We start from the raw sequence: 16,820 nt of genomic DNA on the forward strand, positions 1-16,820 counted from the left end.
CTTTTACGCCAAGGCCGATTCGGCCGCGTGCCCCAGGCGAAGCAGCCGCGACTCGGTTCCGGCCGGGGTCTGGAACAGCAGACCTGTCGAGGGCGTGCCCGTCGGCAGCGTCAGTCCCGTCAGACCCAGCAGGCTCCCCAGCCGGGTATTGCGCAGCGTCATGAGGTTCACCTTCGAGAAATACTCCGACTCCGTCTCGAGCCGGGCGATCTTCGGGGGCAGGATCGGGCAGGTCGGCAGCACGACCGCGTCGTAGCCGGCTGTCGCATCGAGATATTCGGCGCGGCACCGCTTGAGGGCCTGCCACGCCGCGATATAATCCGGTGCGCTGACCGCGGCCCCGCCGCGGAACCGGTCGCGGACGGCGGCGAACATCGCGTCGGGATCGGTCTCGATCACCTCGCGCCAGATGCCATAGCCCTCGGCCGCGAAAAGCTGCCCGGCCAGCCCGGCGGCCTCTTCCACCGCCGGGATCCGGGCGCGGCTCACCTGCGCGCCGGCCGCGTCCAGCCGCGACAGCGCGGATTCGAAGCCGCTCAGCGGCGCCTCCTCGATGTCGTCCAGTGCGACGCTCTCCAGCACCAGCAGGCGCGCGCCCCGGACGCTGGCACCGCTCAGGTCCGGGGCCCTGTCGGCCGCCATCGCCGCGGTCAGCAGCGCGGCGTCCTCGACCGACCGCGTCAGCGGGCCCACGGTGTCGAAGCTGGGGCAGAGCGGGACCACGCCCGACAGCGGCAGCCGTCCGTGCGACGTCTTGAACCCGACGAGGTCGTTCCACACTGCCGGGATACGCACCGACCCGGCGGTGTCCGAACCGATCCCGGCGGCGGCGAGGCGATACGCCACCGACGTCGCCGCGCCCGACGACGAGCCGCCGGCCACCGCCTCCCTGTCGTTCACGCAGGGCGGCGTTGCCGTCACCGGGTTCAGGCCGAGACCGGAGAACGCCAGTTCGGTCATGTGGGTCTTGCCCAGGCAGACAAGGCCCGCCGCCACCGCGTTCGACAGGACGCGGGCGTCGTGCCGGGGGACGCGCCCCCTGAGCAGCGCGCTCCCGGCCTCGGTGGCGACGCCCGCGGTGTCGTAGAGGTCCTTCCACGAGATCGGCACCCCGTCGATCGGCGAGCGCCGCGCGCCCTCCTTCGCCCTCTGCGCCGCGCCGCGCGCCTCGGCCCGTGCGCGATCGGCGGTGGTGCGGGCATAGATCCGGGTCGACAGCTCGTGTCCCTCGATGGCATCGAGATGCGCCTCGGTCACGTCCACCGCGTCGAGCGTGCCGTCGCCGATCGCCCGCCCCAGTTCCGTTGCCGTCGCGCCGAGGATGTCCATCTGTCTGCCCCCTATTCTGACGGCGGCGACGGTAGCGGCGCTGCGGCGCATGGACAATGCCGGGTCTGCCGCCATATTCGGGGGCATGGCGCACGATACCGATGTCCTGATTGCCGGTGGCGGCCTCAACGGCTGCTCCCTCGCCCTCGCCCTGGCGCAGGCCGGGCTCTCTGTCACGCTGGTTGACCCCCTGCCCGCCAAGGCGCGGGGGGACGCGGCCTTCGACGGGCGCAGCTACGCGCTGTCCGTGGCCTCGACGCGGGCGCTGAAGGCGATCGGCCTTTGGCCGCAGCTCGCGGACGAGGCGCAGCCGATCCTTGGGATCCGCGTCTCGGACGGGCGCGCGGGGCAGGGGCCGTCGCCGCTGTCCCTGACCTTCGACCACGCCGAGATCGAGGACGGTCCGATGGGCCACATGGTCGAGGACCGCCACCTGCGGCCCGCGCTGCTGGACGCGATGGCGCGCGAGGGCCGGCTGACGCAGATCACCGGCGTCGCCACCACCGCGCAGGAGGTCGACGCCTCGGGCGTCACAGTAACGCTGTCGGACGGGCGCCGGCTGACGGCGGCCGTGCTTGTCGGTTGCGACGGCGCCCGCGGGCCGACGGCCGGGCGGGCCGGGATCTCGCGGACCGGGTGGGAGTATCGGCAGACGGCGCTTGTCGCCGCGGTCGGGCACGAACGGCCCCACGGCGGGATCGCGCACCAGTTCTTCATGCCCGAGGGGCCGCTCGCCATCCTGCCGCTTTCGGGCAACCGCAGCAGCATCGTCTGGACCGAGCGCCGCGACCGGGCCGACCGTATCAACGCCCTGTCGGACGAGGATTATCTCGCCGTTCTCCGGCCGCGTTTCGGCTCGTTCCTGGGGGATCTGTCGCTGGCGGGCGACCGCTACACCTATCCGCTGGGCCTGGGACTGGCCAACGCCTTCGTCGCCGACCGCGTGGCGCTGGCGGGCGACGCGGCGCACCGAGTGCATCCGATCGCGGGTCAGGGGCTGAATGCGGGGCTGAAGGACGTCGCCACGCTGGCCGAGGTGCTGGTCGAGGCGATGCGGCGGGGCGAGGATATCGGCCGCATCGACGTGCTTGAACGCTACCAGGCGTGGCGGCGCTTCGATGTCACGACGCTCGCCGTGGCGACCGACGGGTTCAACCGCCTGTTCTCGAACGACAACGCCGTGCTGCGTCTTGGCCGCGACCTGGGGCTCGGGCTGGTGAACCGGCTGCCGGGGCTGCGCCGCGGATTCATCCGCGAGGCGGCAGGCCTTACCGGCGATCTGCCGCGGCTTCTGCGCGGGCAACCGGTCTGAGCGTCAGTCGTCGTCGATCCGCCTTGCCTCGTCCACCAGCATGACGGGGATGCCGTCGCGGATCGGAAAGGCCAGCCGCGCTGCCCTGGAGATCAGTTCCTGGGTCTCGGCATCGTAGAACAGCGGCGCCTGCGTTTCGGGGCAGACCAGCGCCTCGAGCATCCGGCGGTCGTACTTGGGCGTCTCGCTCATTGCAGTCTCTCGTCACCGCCGCCGCTGCGCAGCGCGAACTCGATCAGCGTCACCAGGGTCTCGCGCCGAGTGCCCAGAGACGGGGCCTCCAGCAGTGCCTGCTTGTCCTCGGGGGCGAAGGGACAGAGCATCGACAGCGAGTTGATCAGAAGCTCGTCCTCGGCGTCCCGCAGGGAATCCCAGTCCGTCTTGAGCTCTTCCGCCTCGAAATACTGTCCGAGCAGGCGCAGGAAGTAGTCCCGGTTGAAATCGGGATCGTGCTCGATCACCCCGAGATCGCGCTCGAACCCGTTCCAGGACACGTCGCAGCAGATGTACGGCGTAAACCCCTGGATCTGCTTCTGGACGCGGAACCGGGAAATGCCGGTCAGCGTGATCATGTACCGGCCGTCCTCGGTCTCGGAAAAGGCGGTCAGCCGTCCGGCACAGCCGATCGCGTGCAGCCGGGTCTTGTCCGAGTTCGGCATTTCCCAAGGCTGGACCATGCCGATCAGTCGGTGATCCGACTTCATCGTATCGTCCAGCATCGCGAGATATCGCGGCTCGAAGATGTTCAACGGCAATCGCGCCCGGGGCAGCAGAAGCGCCCCGGGCAGCGGGAAGACGGGTAGTGTCGGCGGCAGGTCCGCAGCTCTCATCATTGGCTGCGACGTAGAGTGCACCTGCCCTCAGGCAAACATCATGGAGGCCAGCTTGCGCCGCCCCGAGGTCACCACCGGATCGTTCGGCTTCAGCGCGTCGAAGATGGTGAACAGCTGTTGCTTCGCCGCCTGGTCGTTCCACTCGCGATCGCGGCGGAAGAGCTCGAGCAGCTCCGTCACGGCGGCCTCGGTGTCGCCCTTGGCATACAGCGCATTGGCGAGGTCCAGCCGCGATTGGTGGTCGTCGGGATCGGCCTCGACCTTCTCGCGCAGTTCGGACACCGGGCCGGTATTCGCCGTCTGCTTGGCCAGGTCGAGCTGGGCCGCCGCCGCCTCGAGCGCGGGGGCGTGCGAGATCTCGGCATCCGCGCCGTTGAGGATCGCCTCGGCCTGGTCGAGATCGCCGAGCGCGATATGCGCGCGGACGAGCCCGCCATAGGCCTCGCTGTTCTTCGGGTCCTCGCCGAGGATGGCCGAGAACGTCTGCGCGGCGTCGCTTGCCGCGCCGTCGGTCAGCATCTGCTCGGCAGCCTGAAGCGCCTCTTCGAGACCGCCGCCTGCGGCCTCTTCACCACCACCGCCGGCCTGTGCCACGAGCCGGTCCACGAAGGCCTTGACCTCGGATTGCTGCACAGCGCCCTGGAACCCGTCGACGGGCTGGCCCTGGTAGAAGGCATAGACGGTCGGGATCGACTGGATGCGCAGTTGCGCGGCGATCTGCTGGGCTTGGTCGACGTTGACCTTCACCATCTTCACCGCGCCGTTGGCGGCGCGCACGGCCTCTTCCAGCATCGGGCCCAGCGTCTTGCACGGGCCGCACCACGGCGCCCAGAAGTCCACGATGACGGGCACCTGCTGGCTGGCCTCGACAACGTCGGCCATGAAGCTCGCTTCGGTGGTCTCCTTGATCAAATCGTCCTGCTGCGGGGCGGCCCCGGCGTTCTGTCCCAGCTCCAGCATGGCCTCGCGCTCTCCTAACCGTATTTTGCGCAATCTTGCAGGCTAGATGGCGTATGCCCCCCGGTCTTGCAAGGCCGACGCCCACCCGCGAGCGCCGCGAGCCGGGCGAAATTCGTCCCGCCTGCCGCGAACGGGGCCGTCAAACGTCGAACGTGGCGAAGACCGGGGCGTGATCGCTGGGCTTCTCCCAGCCGCGGGCGGCCCGGAGGATTCGGCTGGAATGGGCGGCCGGCGCAAGGTCGCGGGAGGCCCAAACATGGTCCAGCCGCCGCCCCTTGTCCGAGCTGTCCCAGTTGGGCGAGCGGTAGGACCACCAAGAATAGAGCTGACCTTCGGGGATGTCCTTGCGGGTGACGTCGACCCAGCCGCCGGCCTCCTGCGCCTGGGCAAGGTGATCGGTCTCGACCGGGGTGTGGCTGACGACCTTGAGCAGTTGCTTGTGCGACCAGACGTCGTCTTCGCGCGGGGCGATGTTCAGGTCGCCGACGAGGATCGCCTTCTCGGGCCGCTCGGCCGCGAAATGGTCGCGCATCTCGGCGACGAAGTTCAGCTTGTGGGCGAACTTCGGGTTCTGCTCGGGGTCCGGCACGTCGCCGCCCGCGGGGACGTAGAAGTTGTGGATCACCACGCCGTTCTCGAGCCGCCCCGCGATGTGCCGCGCATCGCCCATCTCGCACCAGTCGGTATGGCCCAGGTCCTCGATCGGCAGGCGCGACAGGATGGCGACGCCGTTATAGCCCTTCTGCCCGCGCGCGATCAGGTGGGGATAGCCGAGATCGGCGAAGGTCTCGGCGGGGATCTTGTCGACAGGCGACTTGCACTCCTGCAGGCACAGAACGTCGGGCGCCTCTTCGGTCAGCAGGTGACCCACGAGGCCCGCGCGCAGGCGGACGGAGTTGATGTTCCAGGTGGCGAGGGTGAAGGGCATCGCGATCTCCGGTCTGGGTGCGCGCGGACCCTATGTGTGGCGCGGTGCGGCGTCCAGCCGCCGGAACGGCGGATGCCGGGACGACGTTGGACTGGCAAACCCGAGACAGGATGAAAGGACACGCCAGATGCTACGCTTCGCGCCCCTCGCCGCCCTTCTGATCGCCACCCCGGCCGTCGCCCAGGACCAGTCCGCAGGCGGCAGCATCAGTGGCACGCTCGGACAGGACAGCGTCAGCTGGACCGTCACGGCGCCGCCCGAGAACAGCGACCTGGCGCCCTCCGACTGGTCCGATGCCGAGGACGGACACAGTGTGCGGATCGTGGGCTTTCCCTCGCAGTCGGCCGAGGCCGGGGCGGACGCGATGATCCTCGAGTTCACGACCGAGGGCACACCGTCCGACGCAGGCGTTTCCGAGGCCGCCGTCGAATATCATGCGTCCGGCGAGACCGAGCCGCTCATGGCCTCGACCCAGAACATCGACCTGACGCTCAGCTCGATGGAGCGTGAGGGCGACACGCTGGCCGTCTCGGGCAGCGTCGTGGCCACCATGACGCCGGGCGGGTCCGACGACCTGATCATCGACGCCCAGGGCGCGCAGACGTTCGACGGCAATTTCCAGGCGACGGTCCCGATGAGCGACTGACCGGGGGGCTGTTGCAGCGGCACGGCATCGCTTATCTCTGCGGCAACGACATTCCATCCCAAAGGAGGCCCGACATGGCACTTCGGATCAACGACACGGTTCCCGACCTCAAGGTCAAGACCAGCAAGGGTGAGTTCTCGCTGCACGAATACATCGGCGACGACTGGACCATCCTGTTCTCGCACCCGAAGGACTTCACGCCGGTCTGCACGACCGAGTTCGGCGCCGTCGCGCAGCTCTCGGATGAATGGAAGAAGCGCGACACCAAGGTGATGGGTGTCAGCGTCGACGGGGTCGACGACCACGGCAAGTGGATCGGCGACATCGAAAGCTACGGCGGCGCCCAGGTCGACTTTCCGATCATCGCCGACGAGGGGCTCGAAGTGTCCAAGGCCTTCGACATGCTGCCCGCCGAGGCGTATCTGCCCGACGGCCGCACGCCGGCCGACAGTGCCACCGTCCGCGCCGTGTTCATCATCGGCCCCGACAAGCAGCTGAAACTGACCATGACGTACCCGATGACCGTCGGCCGCAACTTCGCCGAGGTGCTGCGCGCCCTCGACGCGCTGCAGCTGACCGCGTCGAAAGGCGTGGCCGCGCCTGCCGACTGGCAGGTCGGCCAGGACGTCATCATCCCGGCCTCGCTGTCGGACGACGAGGCGAAGTCCAAGTTCGGTGACTTCACCACGCACCTTCCCTACCTGCGCACGACCAAGCAGCCGGCCTGACCGGCCGCTCGGGCCACCGGTGGTTCCATCGGTGGCCCGTCCGTCCGGCATCGCAGCCCGGATTAAGCTGCGACTAACACACCTGTGCGATGACGCGGTCGAACCGTACATCGGAGGTGTCCCGTGCACATCACAGCCTTCCTGCCCGGCGCGACCGGCCTCGCCGCCGTCCCGGTGCTCGTTTCGCTGGCGTCATCGGCGCAGCCCGGCGCGCCTGTCATCGTCGTGGGGCCGGACGCGGTCCGGGCGATCCATGTCGCGCAGGGCCGCCGCATCGGGCCGCGACGCGCGCCGCTTGGGGTGCTCGCCGTGTCCGATCGTCCGGATTTCGCCAACAGGCTCCGCCAGTCCGGCGCCTGGGCCGTCCTGGACGGACGCGCCGCCGCCTGGATCTGCGGGGTGCGCCCATGACCCGGTTGAGCGACGAACTCTTGGCCGCCCGGCACCGTGGCGCACGCCTTTGCGCCACTGTCGGCTGGCTGCTGGTCCCCGTTCCCGCCTTCGTCGCGTGGATTGCAGGCAATGGCGGACCCGCCTTCGCCGTCGCCGCGATCCTGATCGCAATCTGCGGTGAAGCGGCGTGTCGTACGGGCGGTTCCTCGGCGCGCTTCGGCACCGCGCAGGCGCTCGTGGCGCAGGCCGCGTTGTTCACGGGGGCGCTTGCCGGGCATCCCTGGCAGCTCGACTCGCACATGCTGTATTTCGCGCTGCTCGCGGTCATGGTCGTGATGATCGACCGTGCCGCGATCCTCGCCGCGGCCGCCGCGATCGCGGTGCACCATGTCTCTCTCAGCCTGTTCTGGCCGGCGATGCTGTATCCGGGCACTGACCTGTTGGCGAACATGGAACGCGCGCTGTTGCACGGTGTCGTCGTCGCCGTCGAAAGCGCCGCCCTCGTCTATGCCGTCAGCACCCGCCTCAAGCTCGACATCGAAGCGATGGAGCGCGCCGCGCATCTCGACGAGGCGCTGCGGAGGGCGGGCGAAGAGCAACAAGCCGCCCTGGCCGCCAGCAAGCGGGCCGAGCGTGAATCGGCCCGTGCCGAGGCCGCCCGCCAGGACGCCGAGACAGCGCTGGCCCGCCAGCAGGACGAGGCCGCCCGCGCGCGGCGCGCGGATGAGAAGGCCGCCGCCGCCGCCGACCGCGAAAGCGAAGAACGGCAGGGCCAGTCCGCCCGGCAGGCGCAGGTCGTCGACGGGTTGCGCGCCGGTCTCAACCGGCTGGCCTCGGGCGACCTGTCGGTCGAACTGAAAGAGCCGTTCAGCGCCGAGTACGAGGATCTCCGGTCCGATTTCAACCGGGCCGCCCGGTCCCTGAGCGGCGCGATCGCGCAGGTGTCACGCAGCGCCACCACGCTGGCGTCCGAGGTCGACGAGATTTCCGGCGCGGCGCAGTCTCTGGCTTCCCGCACCGAAAAGCAGGCCGCAACGCTGGAAGGGATCTCGACGCGGGTGGACGGTCTGACACAATCCATCGGCGGCGCGTCCGAGAACGCGCTCGCCATGCGGGACGAGGTTCTTTCGACGCATCGCGACGCGGAGGGCTCGGTCAAGGTGATGTCGTCGGCGGTCGATTCGATGGAGGGCATCGAAGCGGCCTCCGGCCGGATCAACAAGATCACCGAGGTGATCGAGGGGATCGCCTTCCAGACGAACCTGCTGGCCTTGAACGCCGGCGTCGAGGCGGCGCGCGCCGGCGAGGCGGGCCGCGGCTTCGCAGTGGTGGCGGCCGAGGTCCGCGGGCTTGCGCAGCGCTCGTCCGAGGCGGCCGCCGAGATCAGCCAGCTCATCGCGTCGAGCAACGTGCAGGTCAAGGAGGGCGCGCGTCTCGTGCGCGAGACCGGCCGCGCGCTGGAGCATATCCAAACCGCGATTTCCCGCGTGGCCGAGCGTATCCATACCATCTCGGATTCCGCGACGAGCCAGTCCGACAGCCTGAACGACATCAACCGGTCGATCTCGGATCTCGATACGTTCACGCAGAAGAACGCGGCCCTTTTCGAAGAGACCAGCGCCGCCAGCGAGGTGCTCAAGACCTCGGCGCGCGACCTGAAACGCGCGACGGACCGCTTCTCGACCGCCGAGTCAGGGCCGCAGCCGAAGAGACGCGCGGCGACGGCCGTGGCGTGAAAGGTGGTGGCACAAAAAAAGCCCCGGCGCCGGGCCGGGGCTTTTCCATAGCTCAGGAGCCGATCACTCGGCGGCGTCTTCCGACGTCTTCTCCTTGCCGGTCTCCTGGTCGACCATCTTCATCGCAAGGCGCACCTTGCCGCGGTCGTCGAAGCCCAGAAGCTTGACCCAGACATCCTGGCCTTCCTGCAGCACATCCGACGGATGGTTCAGGCGGCGGTTTTCGATCTGGCTGACATGCACCAGGCCGTCGCGCTTGCCGAAGAAGTTCACGAATGCGCCGAAGTCGACAATCTTGACGACCTTGCCCTTGTAGACCTGGCCTTCCTCGGGCTCTGCGACGATCGAGTGGATCATGTCGTAGGCCTTCTGGATCGCTTCGCCGTTGGCCGAGGCAATCTTGACGATGCCTTCGTCATTGATGTCGACCTTGGCGCCGGACGTCTCGACGATCTCGCGGATCACCTTGCCGCCCGAGCCGATCACTTCGCGGATCTTGTCGGTCGGAATCTGCATGGTCTCGATGCGCGGCGCGTGGACGCTGAACTCACCCGCGCCCGAGATGGCCTTGTTCATCTCGCCGAGGATGTGCATCCGGCCGGCCTTGGCCTGGGCCAGGGCCTTTTCCATGATCTCCGCCGTGATGCCGGCGACCTTGATGTCCATCTGCAGCGACGTGATGCCATCCTCGGTGCCCGCGACCTTGAAGTCCATGTCGCCGAGGTGGTCCTCGTCGCCGAGGATGTCGGTCAGCACCGCGTATTCGCCGTCGTCCTCGAGGATCAGGCCCATCGCGACACCGGCCACAGCCGATTTTAGCGGCACACCCGCATCCATCATCGACAGCGATGCGCCGCAGACCGTGGCCATCGACGATGAGCCGTTCGATTCGGTGATCTCCGATACGAGACGGATCGTGTACGGGAAATCGGTCGGTGCCGGCAGCACCGCCTGAAGCGCGCGCCAGGCCAGCTTGCCGTGGCCGATCTCACGCCGTCCCGGAGGACCGACGCGGCCCACTTCGCCCACCGAGTACGGCGGGAAGTTGTAGTGCAGCAGGAAGTTCGAGCGGAAGTTCCCGTGCAGCGCGTCGATGATCTGCTCGTCCTCGCCGGTGCCGAGGGTGGTGATCACCAGGCCCTGCGTCTCGCCACGGGTGAACAGCGCCGAGCCGTGGGTGCGCGGCAGCATGCCCGTCTCGGCGACGATGTCGCGGACGGTGTCCAGGTTGCGGCCGTCGATGCGGTTGCCGTTCTTCACCACGTCGCCGCGCAGGATCGTCGACTCGAGCTTCTTGAACGCCGAGCCGAGGTTCGCATCATCGAGCTCTTCCTCGCTCAGCCCGGCCTTCACCGCGTCGCGTGCTTCGGCGATGGCGGTGGTGCGCTCCTGCTTGTCGCGAATCGCGAAGGCGGCACGCATCTTGTCCTCGCCCAGCGACTTCACCTTGTCGTAAAGCGTGGCATAGTCTGGCGGCGAGAAGTCGAACGGCTCTTTCGCCGCGTCCTCGGCGAGCGAGACGATCAGGTCGATGACCGGCTTGATCTGCTCGTGCGCGAAATTCACCGCGCCCAGCATCTCTTCCTCGGTCAGCTCGTAGGCCTCCGACTCGACCATCATCACGGCGTTCTTGGTGCCGGCGACGACGAGGTCGAGACGCTGGTCGGGGTTCGACCGCAGGTCCTGCATGTCCTCGACATCGGGGTTCAGGACGTATTCACCGCCCGAATAGCCCACGCGGCAGCCCGCGATCGGCCCCATGAACGGTGCGCCCGACAGCGTCAGCGCGGCCGAGGCGGCGATCATCGCGACGACGTCGGGATCGTTGACGAGGTCGTGGCTCAGCACGGTGCACATCACGAGGACTTCGTTCTTGAAGCCCGGCGCGAAGAGCGGCCGGATCGGGCGGTCGATCAGGCGCGAGGTCAGCGTTTCCTTTTCGGTCGGCCGCGCCTCACGCTTGAAGAAGCCGCCGGGGATCTTGCCGGCGGCATAGTATTTCTCGTTGTAGTGAACCGTCAGCGGGAAGAAATCCTGGCCCGGCTTCGGTTCCTTGGCATAGGTGACGTTGGCCATCACGCTGGTCTCGCCCAGAGTGGCGACCACGCTGCCGTCGGCCTGGCGCGCAACCTTGCCCGTCTCAAGTGTGAGGGTCTCTTCCCCCCACTGCATCGATTTCGTCGTTACGTTGAACATCTCGTATCCTAGCTTGGGCGGGGGACCCTCCCCGGCGCCCGTTATGCGTACGGGGCCTTGTCTCACACGCGCCCCGTGGCCTCGGCGTCGTCTGCCGGTCGTCCCCCGAGGCCCAGGGGCGGCAGTAGGGGAACCATAGGCGCAAACACCCGGCTCCGAAAGCAACCGCGCCTCCGAAGCGAACTCCGGAGGCGCGGCGAAGAACCCTTAGCGGCGGATGCCCAACCGCTTGATGAGGTCGCGATAGCGGTCCTCATCCTTGGCGAAGAGGTAGTCGAGCAGCTTACGGCGCTGCGCGACCAGCTTCAGAAGCCCACGGCGGGAATGGTTATCCTTCTTGTGGGTCTTGAAGTGCTCGGTCAGGGCCGAGATCCGCGTCGTCAGGATCGCCACCTGGACCTCGGGCGAACCGGTGTCGCCGTCCTTGGTGCCGAAATCCTTGAGAATCTTGGTCTTTTCTTCCGCAGTGATCGACATCGGGGTCTCCTTGTCGGTTCGAGGAATGGCGCAGGCCGGGATGTCGTCCAGCACAGGCCCATGGAGTTCGTTCCGCCGATCAGCCGACGGAAGATGCGCGCGTATAATTGACCCGCGGGCAAAAGGAAACCCCCGATCGCCGGAGCAGTGAGGCGTTAATCATCAAGTTTGTCCCGTTTCGACACTGTCGATCAACCCCGCGCGTGTATGGCCGCGGCGGGTGAGTGTGAGTGTGGGGTAACGCCGATGATGGCGGGGTTCATGGCGCTTGGCGCGCTGACGATGTTTGCCGTTCCCGAATGGCTGGGATCCTGGCGTGGGGGGAGTGACGGCGGACGGGACGAACCGGGCTGCGATGACCCGCCTGACGAGATGCCCTGCGGGACCGAGTCGGCGGGGCAGCTGATCGAGCTGGGGGCGCAGCCGGGCGTCTCGATCGTGCCGGATTTCCGGCCGGGCGAGGACCGGTTGACCCTGCGCCTGCCGGAGGCGGCCGACGACTTTGTCCTACACGATGCCGACGAAGACGTTCCGGCGCGACTGACATGGATGGTGGGCGCCGACCCGATGGAGGTGCAGTTCGACGGTCTCGGGACGGTGCCGCTCGAGGATATCGACCTGCGGCTGCTCAGTCCGTTCGGGCCGTCCACGGAGCTGGCGCTCGTCGATGCGCTGGAGCCCATGGGCGACGAGGGCGATCCCCCGGTCGATCCGGGGGCCGTCCTGCAGCCATTGGGGCCGGACGGGGAACGCCCCGAGGGGCCGCTCGCCGATCTGGTAGGGCGGTATGGCGGCGCAGTTGATGGGCTGCCGAACGTGGAGCCACCGATCACGAGCGGCACGGACGGCCCGGATGAATTGACCGGTGGCGATCGGATGGCGGAGCGTCCGGTTCTACGCGAAGGGACGCCCGATCTGGGCGACGTGCCGGTGCTCGACGGGGGCGGCGGCGACGATACGATCCTCGGCACCGGGTCGGTTTACGGGTTCGGCGGCGTCGGTGACGATGTGTTGCAGGCCGGGACGGGGTCGTCGGCGCTTTATGGTGGAGCCGGGGCCGACGTGGTTGCCGTCGTGTACGAAGCAGGGGAGGCCCCGCAGTTCCTGCACGGGGGCAGCGGGGACGACGTGGTGCAAGGCGGCGCCGGCGCGGACCGCCTGGGCGGGGGCGAGCATGACACGGCCCCCGGCGGGAGCGGGGACGATACGCTGGCCGGTCAGGACGGCGACGACACGTTGCGCGGCGGCTGGGGCGCCGATCTGCTGACGGGTGGGGCGGGCGACGACCTGCTCGACCATCGGGGCACCGACGCCGAGCTTCGTATCGCCGAGCATCACGAGCATGCCTGGCACGTGGACGGCGAGGCCGACACGCTGTCCGGCGGGAGGGGAGACGACACGGTGAGGATTGACCTCGCCGATACCGCGAGCGGCGGGGCGGGGGCGGACGTGTTCTGGGTCCACCAGGGTGGCGGCGACGCGGCTGTGATCCAGGATTTCGAGCCAGGTGCGGACATCCTGCGCATCTCTCTCGATCCGCATGGGGCGGAGACGCCGGAGGACGTGGCACTGTCACGCTCGGAGGATGGCGCCGACACTCTGGTCACGCTTCGGGGCGAGACGCTGGTGGTTCTCAGGGGATGCGCCGACGCCGGGCCCGCGGACCTCTACGTCGAGAAGCGGGCGGACGTCTTTCCCTAGGGCGCGGGCCACGCTTGGGGTTCGGCGGAATAGGCGATGTAGAGAGGATGCTTCGGGTGTCCCGCCTTGGTCAGACCCAGATGGGTCAGGGGACGCCCCGTCGCGCGCATCAATGCCTCCACGCGGGGGCCGCGGCCCAGGTGGGCGCCATGCGTTCCCCACGCGCAGACGATGCGGTCGGCCCAGTGGCAGCCTTCGACGATGGCCGCGTCGTTCGCGTCGCCCACCGGCTCTTCGGCGGCCCGCATGTGCCGCGGATCGGTGTCGCGCCAGGCGAAGATGTTGCACACCCTGAAGGCCCCGGCGCCGAGCGCCCGCGCGCGCCGTTCGCAGCGTTCCACCGTGGGATCGTTCTGGACCTCGGTCGCGGTCGAGGGGTTGAGCATGACGAACAGGATGCGCTCGCCCTCTGGGTCCCAGGTCCGCGTCAGGGAAAAGCGGTAGCGCTGGCAGTCGGAATAGACCGCGATGCTGGCCGCGTCGCCTTTCTGGTGCGTCCGGCTGATCACAGGTTGAACACCCGGCTGGGATGCAGCGCGCCCGCGCGATAGGTACCGATGCCCACCGGCTGCCCCTGGTAGGAGCCCCAGGCGACGTCGCCGAAAGTCGCATCGGCCGAGACGACCGCGCCGGGATTGCCGTTCTTCATCCGCATCGCGCCCTCGGCCGACAGTCGCACCTGCGGCAGGTCCGCGAGGCCCGCCTCGACGGGCCCGAGGAAGCGGTCGATCTCTTCGGTGCGATACAGCGGCTCCAGTTCGTCCAGCGTCACGGCCTGGTCGATCTCGAACGGGCCGGACCACATCCGGCGCAGCGACACGACATGCCCCAGGCACCCCAGCTGCCGCCCGAGGTCGCGGGCGATCGAACGGACGTAGCCGCCCTTGCCGCAAACCATCTCGAGCTCGGCGTGGTCGTTGTCCTGACGGTCGATCAGCGTCAGCGAGGCGACGTGCAGCGGCCGCGCCTCGAGCTCCATCTCCTCGCCCGAGCGCGCGATGTCATAGGCGCGCTCGCCCTCGAGCCGGACGGCCGAGTATTGCGGTGGCACCTGCATGATGTCGCCCACGAAGTCGGAGAGCGCGGCGCGCAGCGTCTCGGTGTCGGGGCGCAGATCGCTCGTGTCCAGCACGCGGCCCGCGGCGTCGTCGGTATCCGTGGCCGCCCCGAGGCGCACGGTAAAGCGATAGGCCTTCTCGGCGTCCGTGATGAACGGGATCGTCTTGGTCGCCTCGCCGAGCGCCACGGCCAGAAGCCCGGTCGCGTCGGGGTCGAGCGTGCCGGCATGGCCGGCCTTCTTGGCGTCGAAGGCCCAGCGCAGCTTGTTGACCACCGCCGTCGACGTCATGCCAGCCGGCTTGTCGACGATCACCCAGCCGGAAACCGCGCGCCCCTTCTTCCTGCGTCCCATCTGCCGCTCTCCGCGATACTGCCTGTCTCAGAAAGCCGGTCTGCTAGCGCGGGGCACGCGCGGCGTCAATCGGCCGGCCGGACCGTGCCCAGGATCGGGCCGAGCGCCCAGCCAAAGTCGTTGCGGTTCATCTCGGGCGCGTAGAGGCGCGAGATGTTGCCGTCGAGGAAAAGCGCGTTCGGCGTTGCGAGCCGTTCCTGGAAGAGGCGCGCGAAGTGGTGGAAGTTCACCGGCTCGTCCGAGATCGCGAGCCACACGGTCCGACCGTCATCGGCGACGCCGACCCCGTTTCGGACATAGTGCGAGGTGCTGCCCGGCAGCAGCCGCGGATGCAGCTCGCCCTCGATCACCAGCATCGGCCCCGATTGGGTGGCGTGGGTGCAGGCGGGGCGCGTGTCGGCATAGTGCCGGCTTTCGATCACCGCGGCGCGGTCGTCGTTCAGGCAGAGGACACCGTTTGGCAGCAGGCCGAAATTGCCCGGCCCCTCGGAGGTGACGACGCGCATCTCCTCTTCGCCGTCCTCGATGTACAGCCCCACCGGCGCCCGGTCGGAATGGTACATCCCGCCGTTCATCGCCACGCCCAGCGTCTCGCCGTTTTCCCGAAGCCTGCGGTCGACCGCACCGAACGAGCCGAGGATTTCGCCCTCGTCGTCGCGCAGCCACAGGCGCAGCGTTTCGGATGTCATGTCGACTCGGCAGGCGGTGAAGTCCGCGCCGTCGAACGCGATCGTCTCGCACTCGGCCGCCATCAGCGGCGCCGGAGCGAGCCAGGCCAGCAGAACCGCCAGTCGCAGCATCTCACTCGCCGTCCACGTCGCGGCGCACCTCGTCCCGGGAGAACAGTTCGCGCGTGGCGTCGAGCCGGTCGAAGGTCTCGTCGATGGCAAAGCGCAGCTCGGGGGAGAACTTCAGCGTCATCTCCTTCGAGATCGCGCGTCGCAACTCGCCCTTGTTGCGCCGCAGGGCGCTCAGCGCGCCCTCGGGGTCGTTCCCGCCCAGCGGCAGGACATAGGCCGTCGCGACCTTGAGGTCGGGCGTGACACGCACCTCGCCCACGGTGATCGACAGACGGTTGAGGTCCGGATCGTGGATGTCGCCGCGGTTCAGCACGTCCGACATTGTCCGACGGATCAGTTCGCCGACGCGGAGCTGACGCTGCGATGGGCCGGATGTGTCGGAGGAGCGGTTCTTTGCCATGACCGTGATCTATGCCTGCGCCCGCCCCGACGCAACAGAAGGCTTTGCCGGAAGCGGCCGGGCGCGCTAAGCCGCGCGTCGGAACAGCAGCGATCAGAGGTGAGTACGATGGCGGATACGACGGGCGTGGCGGTCATGGGGGTTTCCGGCCGCATGGGACGCATGCTGACCCGCGCGGTGCTGGACGACCCGCGCACCCACCTTGCCGGCGCCGTGGAGCAGTCCGGCCACGACTGGATCGGACAGGACCTCGGCGTGGCCGCGGGCGGCGCCGAACTGGGGGTGATCGTGACCGATGACGCGGCCGAGGGGATCTCGGCGGCAGAGGCGGTCATCGATTTCACCGCGCCCTCCGCGACCGTGGCGCTGGCCAGGGTGGCGGCCGAGGCCGGCGTCGTCCACGTCATCGGCACGACCGGCATGGACGACGACGACATCGCCGCCCTGGACGAGACGGCCGGCAGCGGCGTCATCGTCCGGGCCGGGAACATGAGCCTCGGGGTCAACCTTCTGGTTCAGCTGACGCGGCAGGTCGCCGCAGCGCTCGACACCTCCTTCGATATCGAGATCGTCGAGTCGCATCACCGCCACAAGGTCGACGCGCCATCGGGCACGGCGCTGATGCTGGGCGACGCCGCCGCTGACGGGCGCGGCGTGGACCTCTCCGAGGTCTCGGACCGGGGCCGCGACGGCATCACCGGCGCGCGGGAAGAGGGCCATATCGGGTTCGCCGCGATCCGGGGCGGCGACACGGTCGGCACCCATGACGTGATCTTCGCCGGCGAGGGGGAGCAGGTCGTGCTGCGCCACGTCGCCACCGACCGCAGCCTCTTCGCCAAGGGCGCGCTGAAGGCGGCGCTGTGGGGGCAGGGCCGCGCGCCCGGTCACTACGACATGCTGGACGTCCTGGGCTTGAAGTGAACCGAAGCGCTCTGCCACGCGTAGATCGGGGCAGAGACGTTGAGGTTTT

The 16,820-nt window shown here is 68.7% G+C and carries 18 protein-coding genes; 7 read left to right on the forward strand and 11 right to left on the reverse strand.

Annotation, left to right across the window (positions count from 1 at the left end; genetic code table 11):
- Positions 1–3 precede the first annotated feature (3 nt).
- The gene (locus BMZ25_RS15290) at positions 4–1,329 is read right to left on the reverse strand and encodes an amidase (protein WP_235859893.1); all 1,326 of its coding nucleotides are present in this window, start codon (positions 1,327–1,329) and stop codon (positions 4–6) included.
- Between the two features lie 85 nt (positions 1,330–1,414).
- On the opposite strand from BMZ25_RS15290, the gene BMZ25_RS15295 reads away from it, so the two are divergent.
- Complete coding sequence (locus BMZ25_RS15295; RefSeq protein ID WP_092695264.1) at positions 1,415–2,641, forward strand: FAD-dependent monooxygenase; 1,227 nt, start codon at positions 1,415–1,417, stop codon at positions 2,639–2,641.
- Positions 2,642–2,644: 3 nt separating this feature from the next.
- Here BMZ25_RS15295 and BMZ25_RS15300 read toward each other — a convergent pair whose 3' ends face one another.
- From BMZ25_RS15300 to BMZ25_RS15315, 4 genes are all read right to left on the reverse strand, one after another.
- Positions 2,645–2,833, reverse strand: a complete 189-nt coding sequence (locus BMZ25_RS15300; protein ID WP_092695150.1) for a Trm112 family protein — start codon at positions 2,831–2,833, stop codon at positions 2,645–2,647.
- Positions 2,830–3,474: an LON peptidase substrate-binding domain-containing protein gene (locus BMZ25_RS15305; protein WP_092695152.1), complete on the reverse strand. Its 645-nt coding sequence runs from the start codon at positions 3,472–3,474 to the stop codon at positions 2,830–2,832. The genes BMZ25_RS15300 and BMZ25_RS15305 overlap by 4 nt, the downstream gene beginning before the upstream one ends.
- 27 nt (positions 3,475–3,501) lie before the next feature.
- Positions 3,502–4,434, reverse strand: a complete 933-nt coding sequence (gene trxA, locus BMZ25_RS15310; protein WP_092695154.1) for a thioredoxin — start codon at positions 4,432–4,434, stop codon at positions 3,502–3,504.
- Between the two features lie 139 nt (positions 4,435–4,573).
- Positions 4,574–5,362 carry an exodeoxyribonuclease III gene (locus BMZ25_RS15315; protein WP_092695156.1) on the reverse strand — a complete coding sequence of 263 codons (789 nt, stop codon included), beginning with the start codon at positions 5,360–5,362 and terminating at the stop codon, positions 4,574–4,576.
- 127 nt (positions 5,363–5,489) lie between these two features.
- Between BMZ25_RS15315 and BMZ25_RS15320 the strand changes: the two genes are divergently transcribed.
- The 4 genes from BMZ25_RS15320 to BMZ25_RS15330 all read left to right on the forward strand — a co-directional run bounded on the left by BMZ25_RS15320 (position 5,490) and on the right by BMZ25_RS15330 (position 8,865).
- A complete protein-coding gene (locus tag BMZ25_RS15320) occupies positions 5,490–6,008 on the forward strand; it encodes a hypothetical protein (protein WP_092695158.1) in 519 nt (172 codons plus the stop codon).
- A gap of 74 nt (positions 6,009–6,082) precedes the next feature.
- Positions 6,083–6,736: a peroxiredoxin gene (locus BMZ25_RS15325; protein ID WP_092695160.1), complete on the forward strand. Its 654-nt coding sequence runs from the start codon at positions 6,083–6,085 to the stop codon at positions 6,734–6,736.
- Between the two features lie 123 nt (positions 6,737–6,859).
- Positions 6,860–7,147 (forward strand): hypothetical protein, encoded by a 288-nt coding sequence (locus tag BMZ25_RS20915; protein WP_177190482.1) that lies wholly within the window; start codon positions 6,860–6,862, stop codon positions 7,145–7,147.
- Positions 7,144–8,865, forward strand: a complete 1,722-nt coding sequence (locus BMZ25_RS15330) for a methyl-accepting chemotaxis protein (protein ID WP_177190483.1) — start codon at positions 7,144–7,146, stop codon at positions 8,863–8,865. Before BMZ25_RS20915 ends, BMZ25_RS15330 begins: the two co-directional genes overlap by 4 nt.
- Before the next feature lie 63 nt (positions 8,866–8,928).
- Here the strand turns inward: BMZ25_RS15330 and pnp are convergent, their stop codons facing one another.
- Both pnp and rpsO read right to left on the reverse strand, forming a co-directional pair.
- Complete coding sequence (pnp, locus tag BMZ25_RS15335) at positions 8,929–11,061, reverse strand: polyribonucleotide nucleotidyltransferase (protein ID WP_092695164.1); 2,133 nt, start codon at positions 11,059–11,061, stop codon at positions 8,929–8,931.
- A 207-nt stretch (positions 11,062–11,268) separates the two neighbouring features.
- Positions 11,269–11,538 carry a 30S ribosomal protein S15 gene (gene rpsO / locus BMZ25_RS15340; protein WP_092695166.1) on the reverse strand — a complete coding sequence of 90 codons (270 nt, stop codon included), beginning with the start codon at positions 11,536–11,538 and terminating at the stop codon, positions 11,269–11,271.
- A 246-nt stretch (positions 11,539–11,784) separates the two neighbouring features.
- Between rpsO and BMZ25_RS15345 the strand changes: the two genes are divergently transcribed.
- On the forward strand, positions 11,785–13,239 hold the full coding sequence (locus BMZ25_RS15345; RefSeq protein ID WP_143071544.1) for a calcium-binding protein: 1,455 nt from the start codon (positions 11,785–11,787) through the stop codon (positions 13,237–13,239).
- Here BMZ25_RS15345 and BMZ25_RS15350 read toward each other — a convergent pair.
- From BMZ25_RS15350 to rbfA, 4 genes are all read right to left on the reverse strand, one after another.
- Positions 13,236–13,748, reverse strand: coding sequence for a DUF1643 domain-containing protein (locus BMZ25_RS15350; protein ID WP_092695169.1), 513 nt, complete (start codon positions 13,746–13,748; stop codon positions 13,236–13,238). The two genes, BMZ25_RS15345 and BMZ25_RS15350, sit on opposite strands and share 4 nt — an antisense overlap.
- A complete protein-coding gene (gene truB, locus BMZ25_RS15355; protein WP_092695171.1) occupies positions 13,745–14,650 on the reverse strand; it encodes a tRNA pseudouridine(55) synthase TruB in 906 nt (301 codons plus the stop codon). The genes BMZ25_RS15350 and truB overlap by 4 nt, the downstream gene beginning before the upstream one ends.
- 65 nt (positions 14,651–14,715) lie before the next feature.
- Positions 14,716–15,450 (reverse strand): phosphodiester glycosidase family protein, encoded by a 735-nt coding sequence (locus BMZ25_RS15360; RefSeq protein WP_092695173.1) that lies wholly within the window; start codon positions 15,448–15,450, stop codon positions 14,716–14,718.
- Position 15,451: 1 nt separating this feature from the next.
- On the reverse strand, positions 15,452–15,850 hold the full coding sequence (gene rbfA, locus BMZ25_RS15365) for a 30S ribosome-binding factor RbfA (RefSeq protein WP_092695175.1): 399 nt from the start codon (positions 15,848–15,850) through the stop codon (positions 15,452–15,454).
- A gap of 108 nt (positions 15,851–15,958) precedes the next feature.
- Between rbfA and dapB the strand changes: the two genes are divergently transcribed.
- Positions 15,959–16,771, forward strand: coding sequence for a 4-hydroxy-tetrahydrodipicolinate reductase (gene dapB, locus BMZ25_RS15370; protein ID WP_092695177.1), 813 nt, complete (start codon positions 15,959–15,961; stop codon positions 16,769–16,771).
- The last annotated feature ends 49 nt before the right edge of the window (positions 16,772–16,820 follow it).

The organism is Tranquillimonas rosea, from assembly GCF_900111315.1.
GTDB lineage: Bacteria > Pseudomonadota > Alphaproteobacteria > Rhodobacterales > Rhodobacteraceae > Tranquillimonas > Tranquillimonas rosea.

Excerpts from the sequence above, each read along its gene's own strand:
- BMZ25_RS15290 (WP_235859893.1), bottom strand. The coding sequence starts at position 1,329 with ATGGACATCCTCGGCGCGACGGCAACGGAACTGGGGCGGGCGATCGGC.
- BMZ25_RS15295 (WP_092695264.1), top strand. The coding sequence starts at position 1,415 with ATGGCGCACGATACCGATGTCCTGATTGCCGGTGGCGGCCTCAACGGC.
- BMZ25_RS15300 (WP_092695150.1), bottom strand. The coding sequence starts at position 2,833 with ATGAGCGAGACGCCCAAGTACGACCGCCGGATGCTCGAGGCGCTGGTC.
- BMZ25_RS15305 (WP_092695152.1), bottom strand. The coding sequence starts at position 3,474 with ATGATGAGAGCTGCGGACCTGCCGCCGACACTACCCGTCTTCCCGCTG.
- trxA (WP_092695154.1), bottom strand. The coding sequence starts at position 4,434 with ATGCTGGAGCTGGGACAGAACGCCGGGGCCGCCCCGCAGCAGGACGAT.
- BMZ25_RS15315 (WP_092695156.1), bottom strand. The coding sequence starts at position 5,362 with ATGCCCTTCACCCTCGCCACCTGGAACATCAACTCCGTCCGCCTGCGC.
- BMZ25_RS15320 (WP_092695158.1), top strand. The coding sequence starts at position 5,490 with ATGCTACGCTTCGCGCCCCTCGCCGCCCTTCTGATCGCCACCCCGGCC.
- BMZ25_RS15325 (WP_092695160.1), top strand. The coding sequence starts at position 6,083 with ATGGCACTTCGGATCAACGACACGGTTCCCGACCTCAAGGTCAAGACC.
- BMZ25_RS15330 (WP_177190483.1), top strand. The coding sequence starts at position 7,144 with ATGACCCGGTTGAGCGACGAACTCTTGGCCGCCCGGCACCGTGGCGCA.
- pnp (WP_092695164.1), bottom strand. The coding sequence starts at position 11,061 with ATGTTCAACGTAACGACGAAATCGATGCAGTGGGGGGAAGAGACCCTC.
- rpsO (WP_092695166.1), bottom strand. The coding sequence starts at position 11,538 with ATGTCGATCACTGCGGAAGAAAAGACCAAGATTCTCAAGGATTTCGGC.
- BMZ25_RS15345 (WP_143071544.1), top strand. The coding sequence starts at position 11,785 with ATGATGGCGGGGTTCATGGCGCTTGGCGCGCTGACGATGTTTGCCGTT.
- truB (WP_092695171.1), bottom strand. The coding sequence starts at position 14,650 with ATGGGACGCAGGAAGAAGGGGCGCGCGGTTTCCGGCTGGGTGATCGTC.
- BMZ25_RS15360 (WP_092695173.1), bottom strand. The coding sequence starts at position 15,450 with ATGCTGCGACTGGCGGTTCTGCTGGCCTGGCTCGCTCCGGCGCCGCTG.
- rbfA (WP_092695175.1), bottom strand. The coding sequence starts at position 15,850 with ATGGCAAAGAACCGCTCCTCCGACACATCCGGCCCATCGCAGCGTCAG.
- dapB (WP_092695177.1), top strand. The coding sequence starts at position 15,959 with ATGGCGGATACGACGGGCGTGGCGGTCATGGGGGTTTCCGGCCGCATG.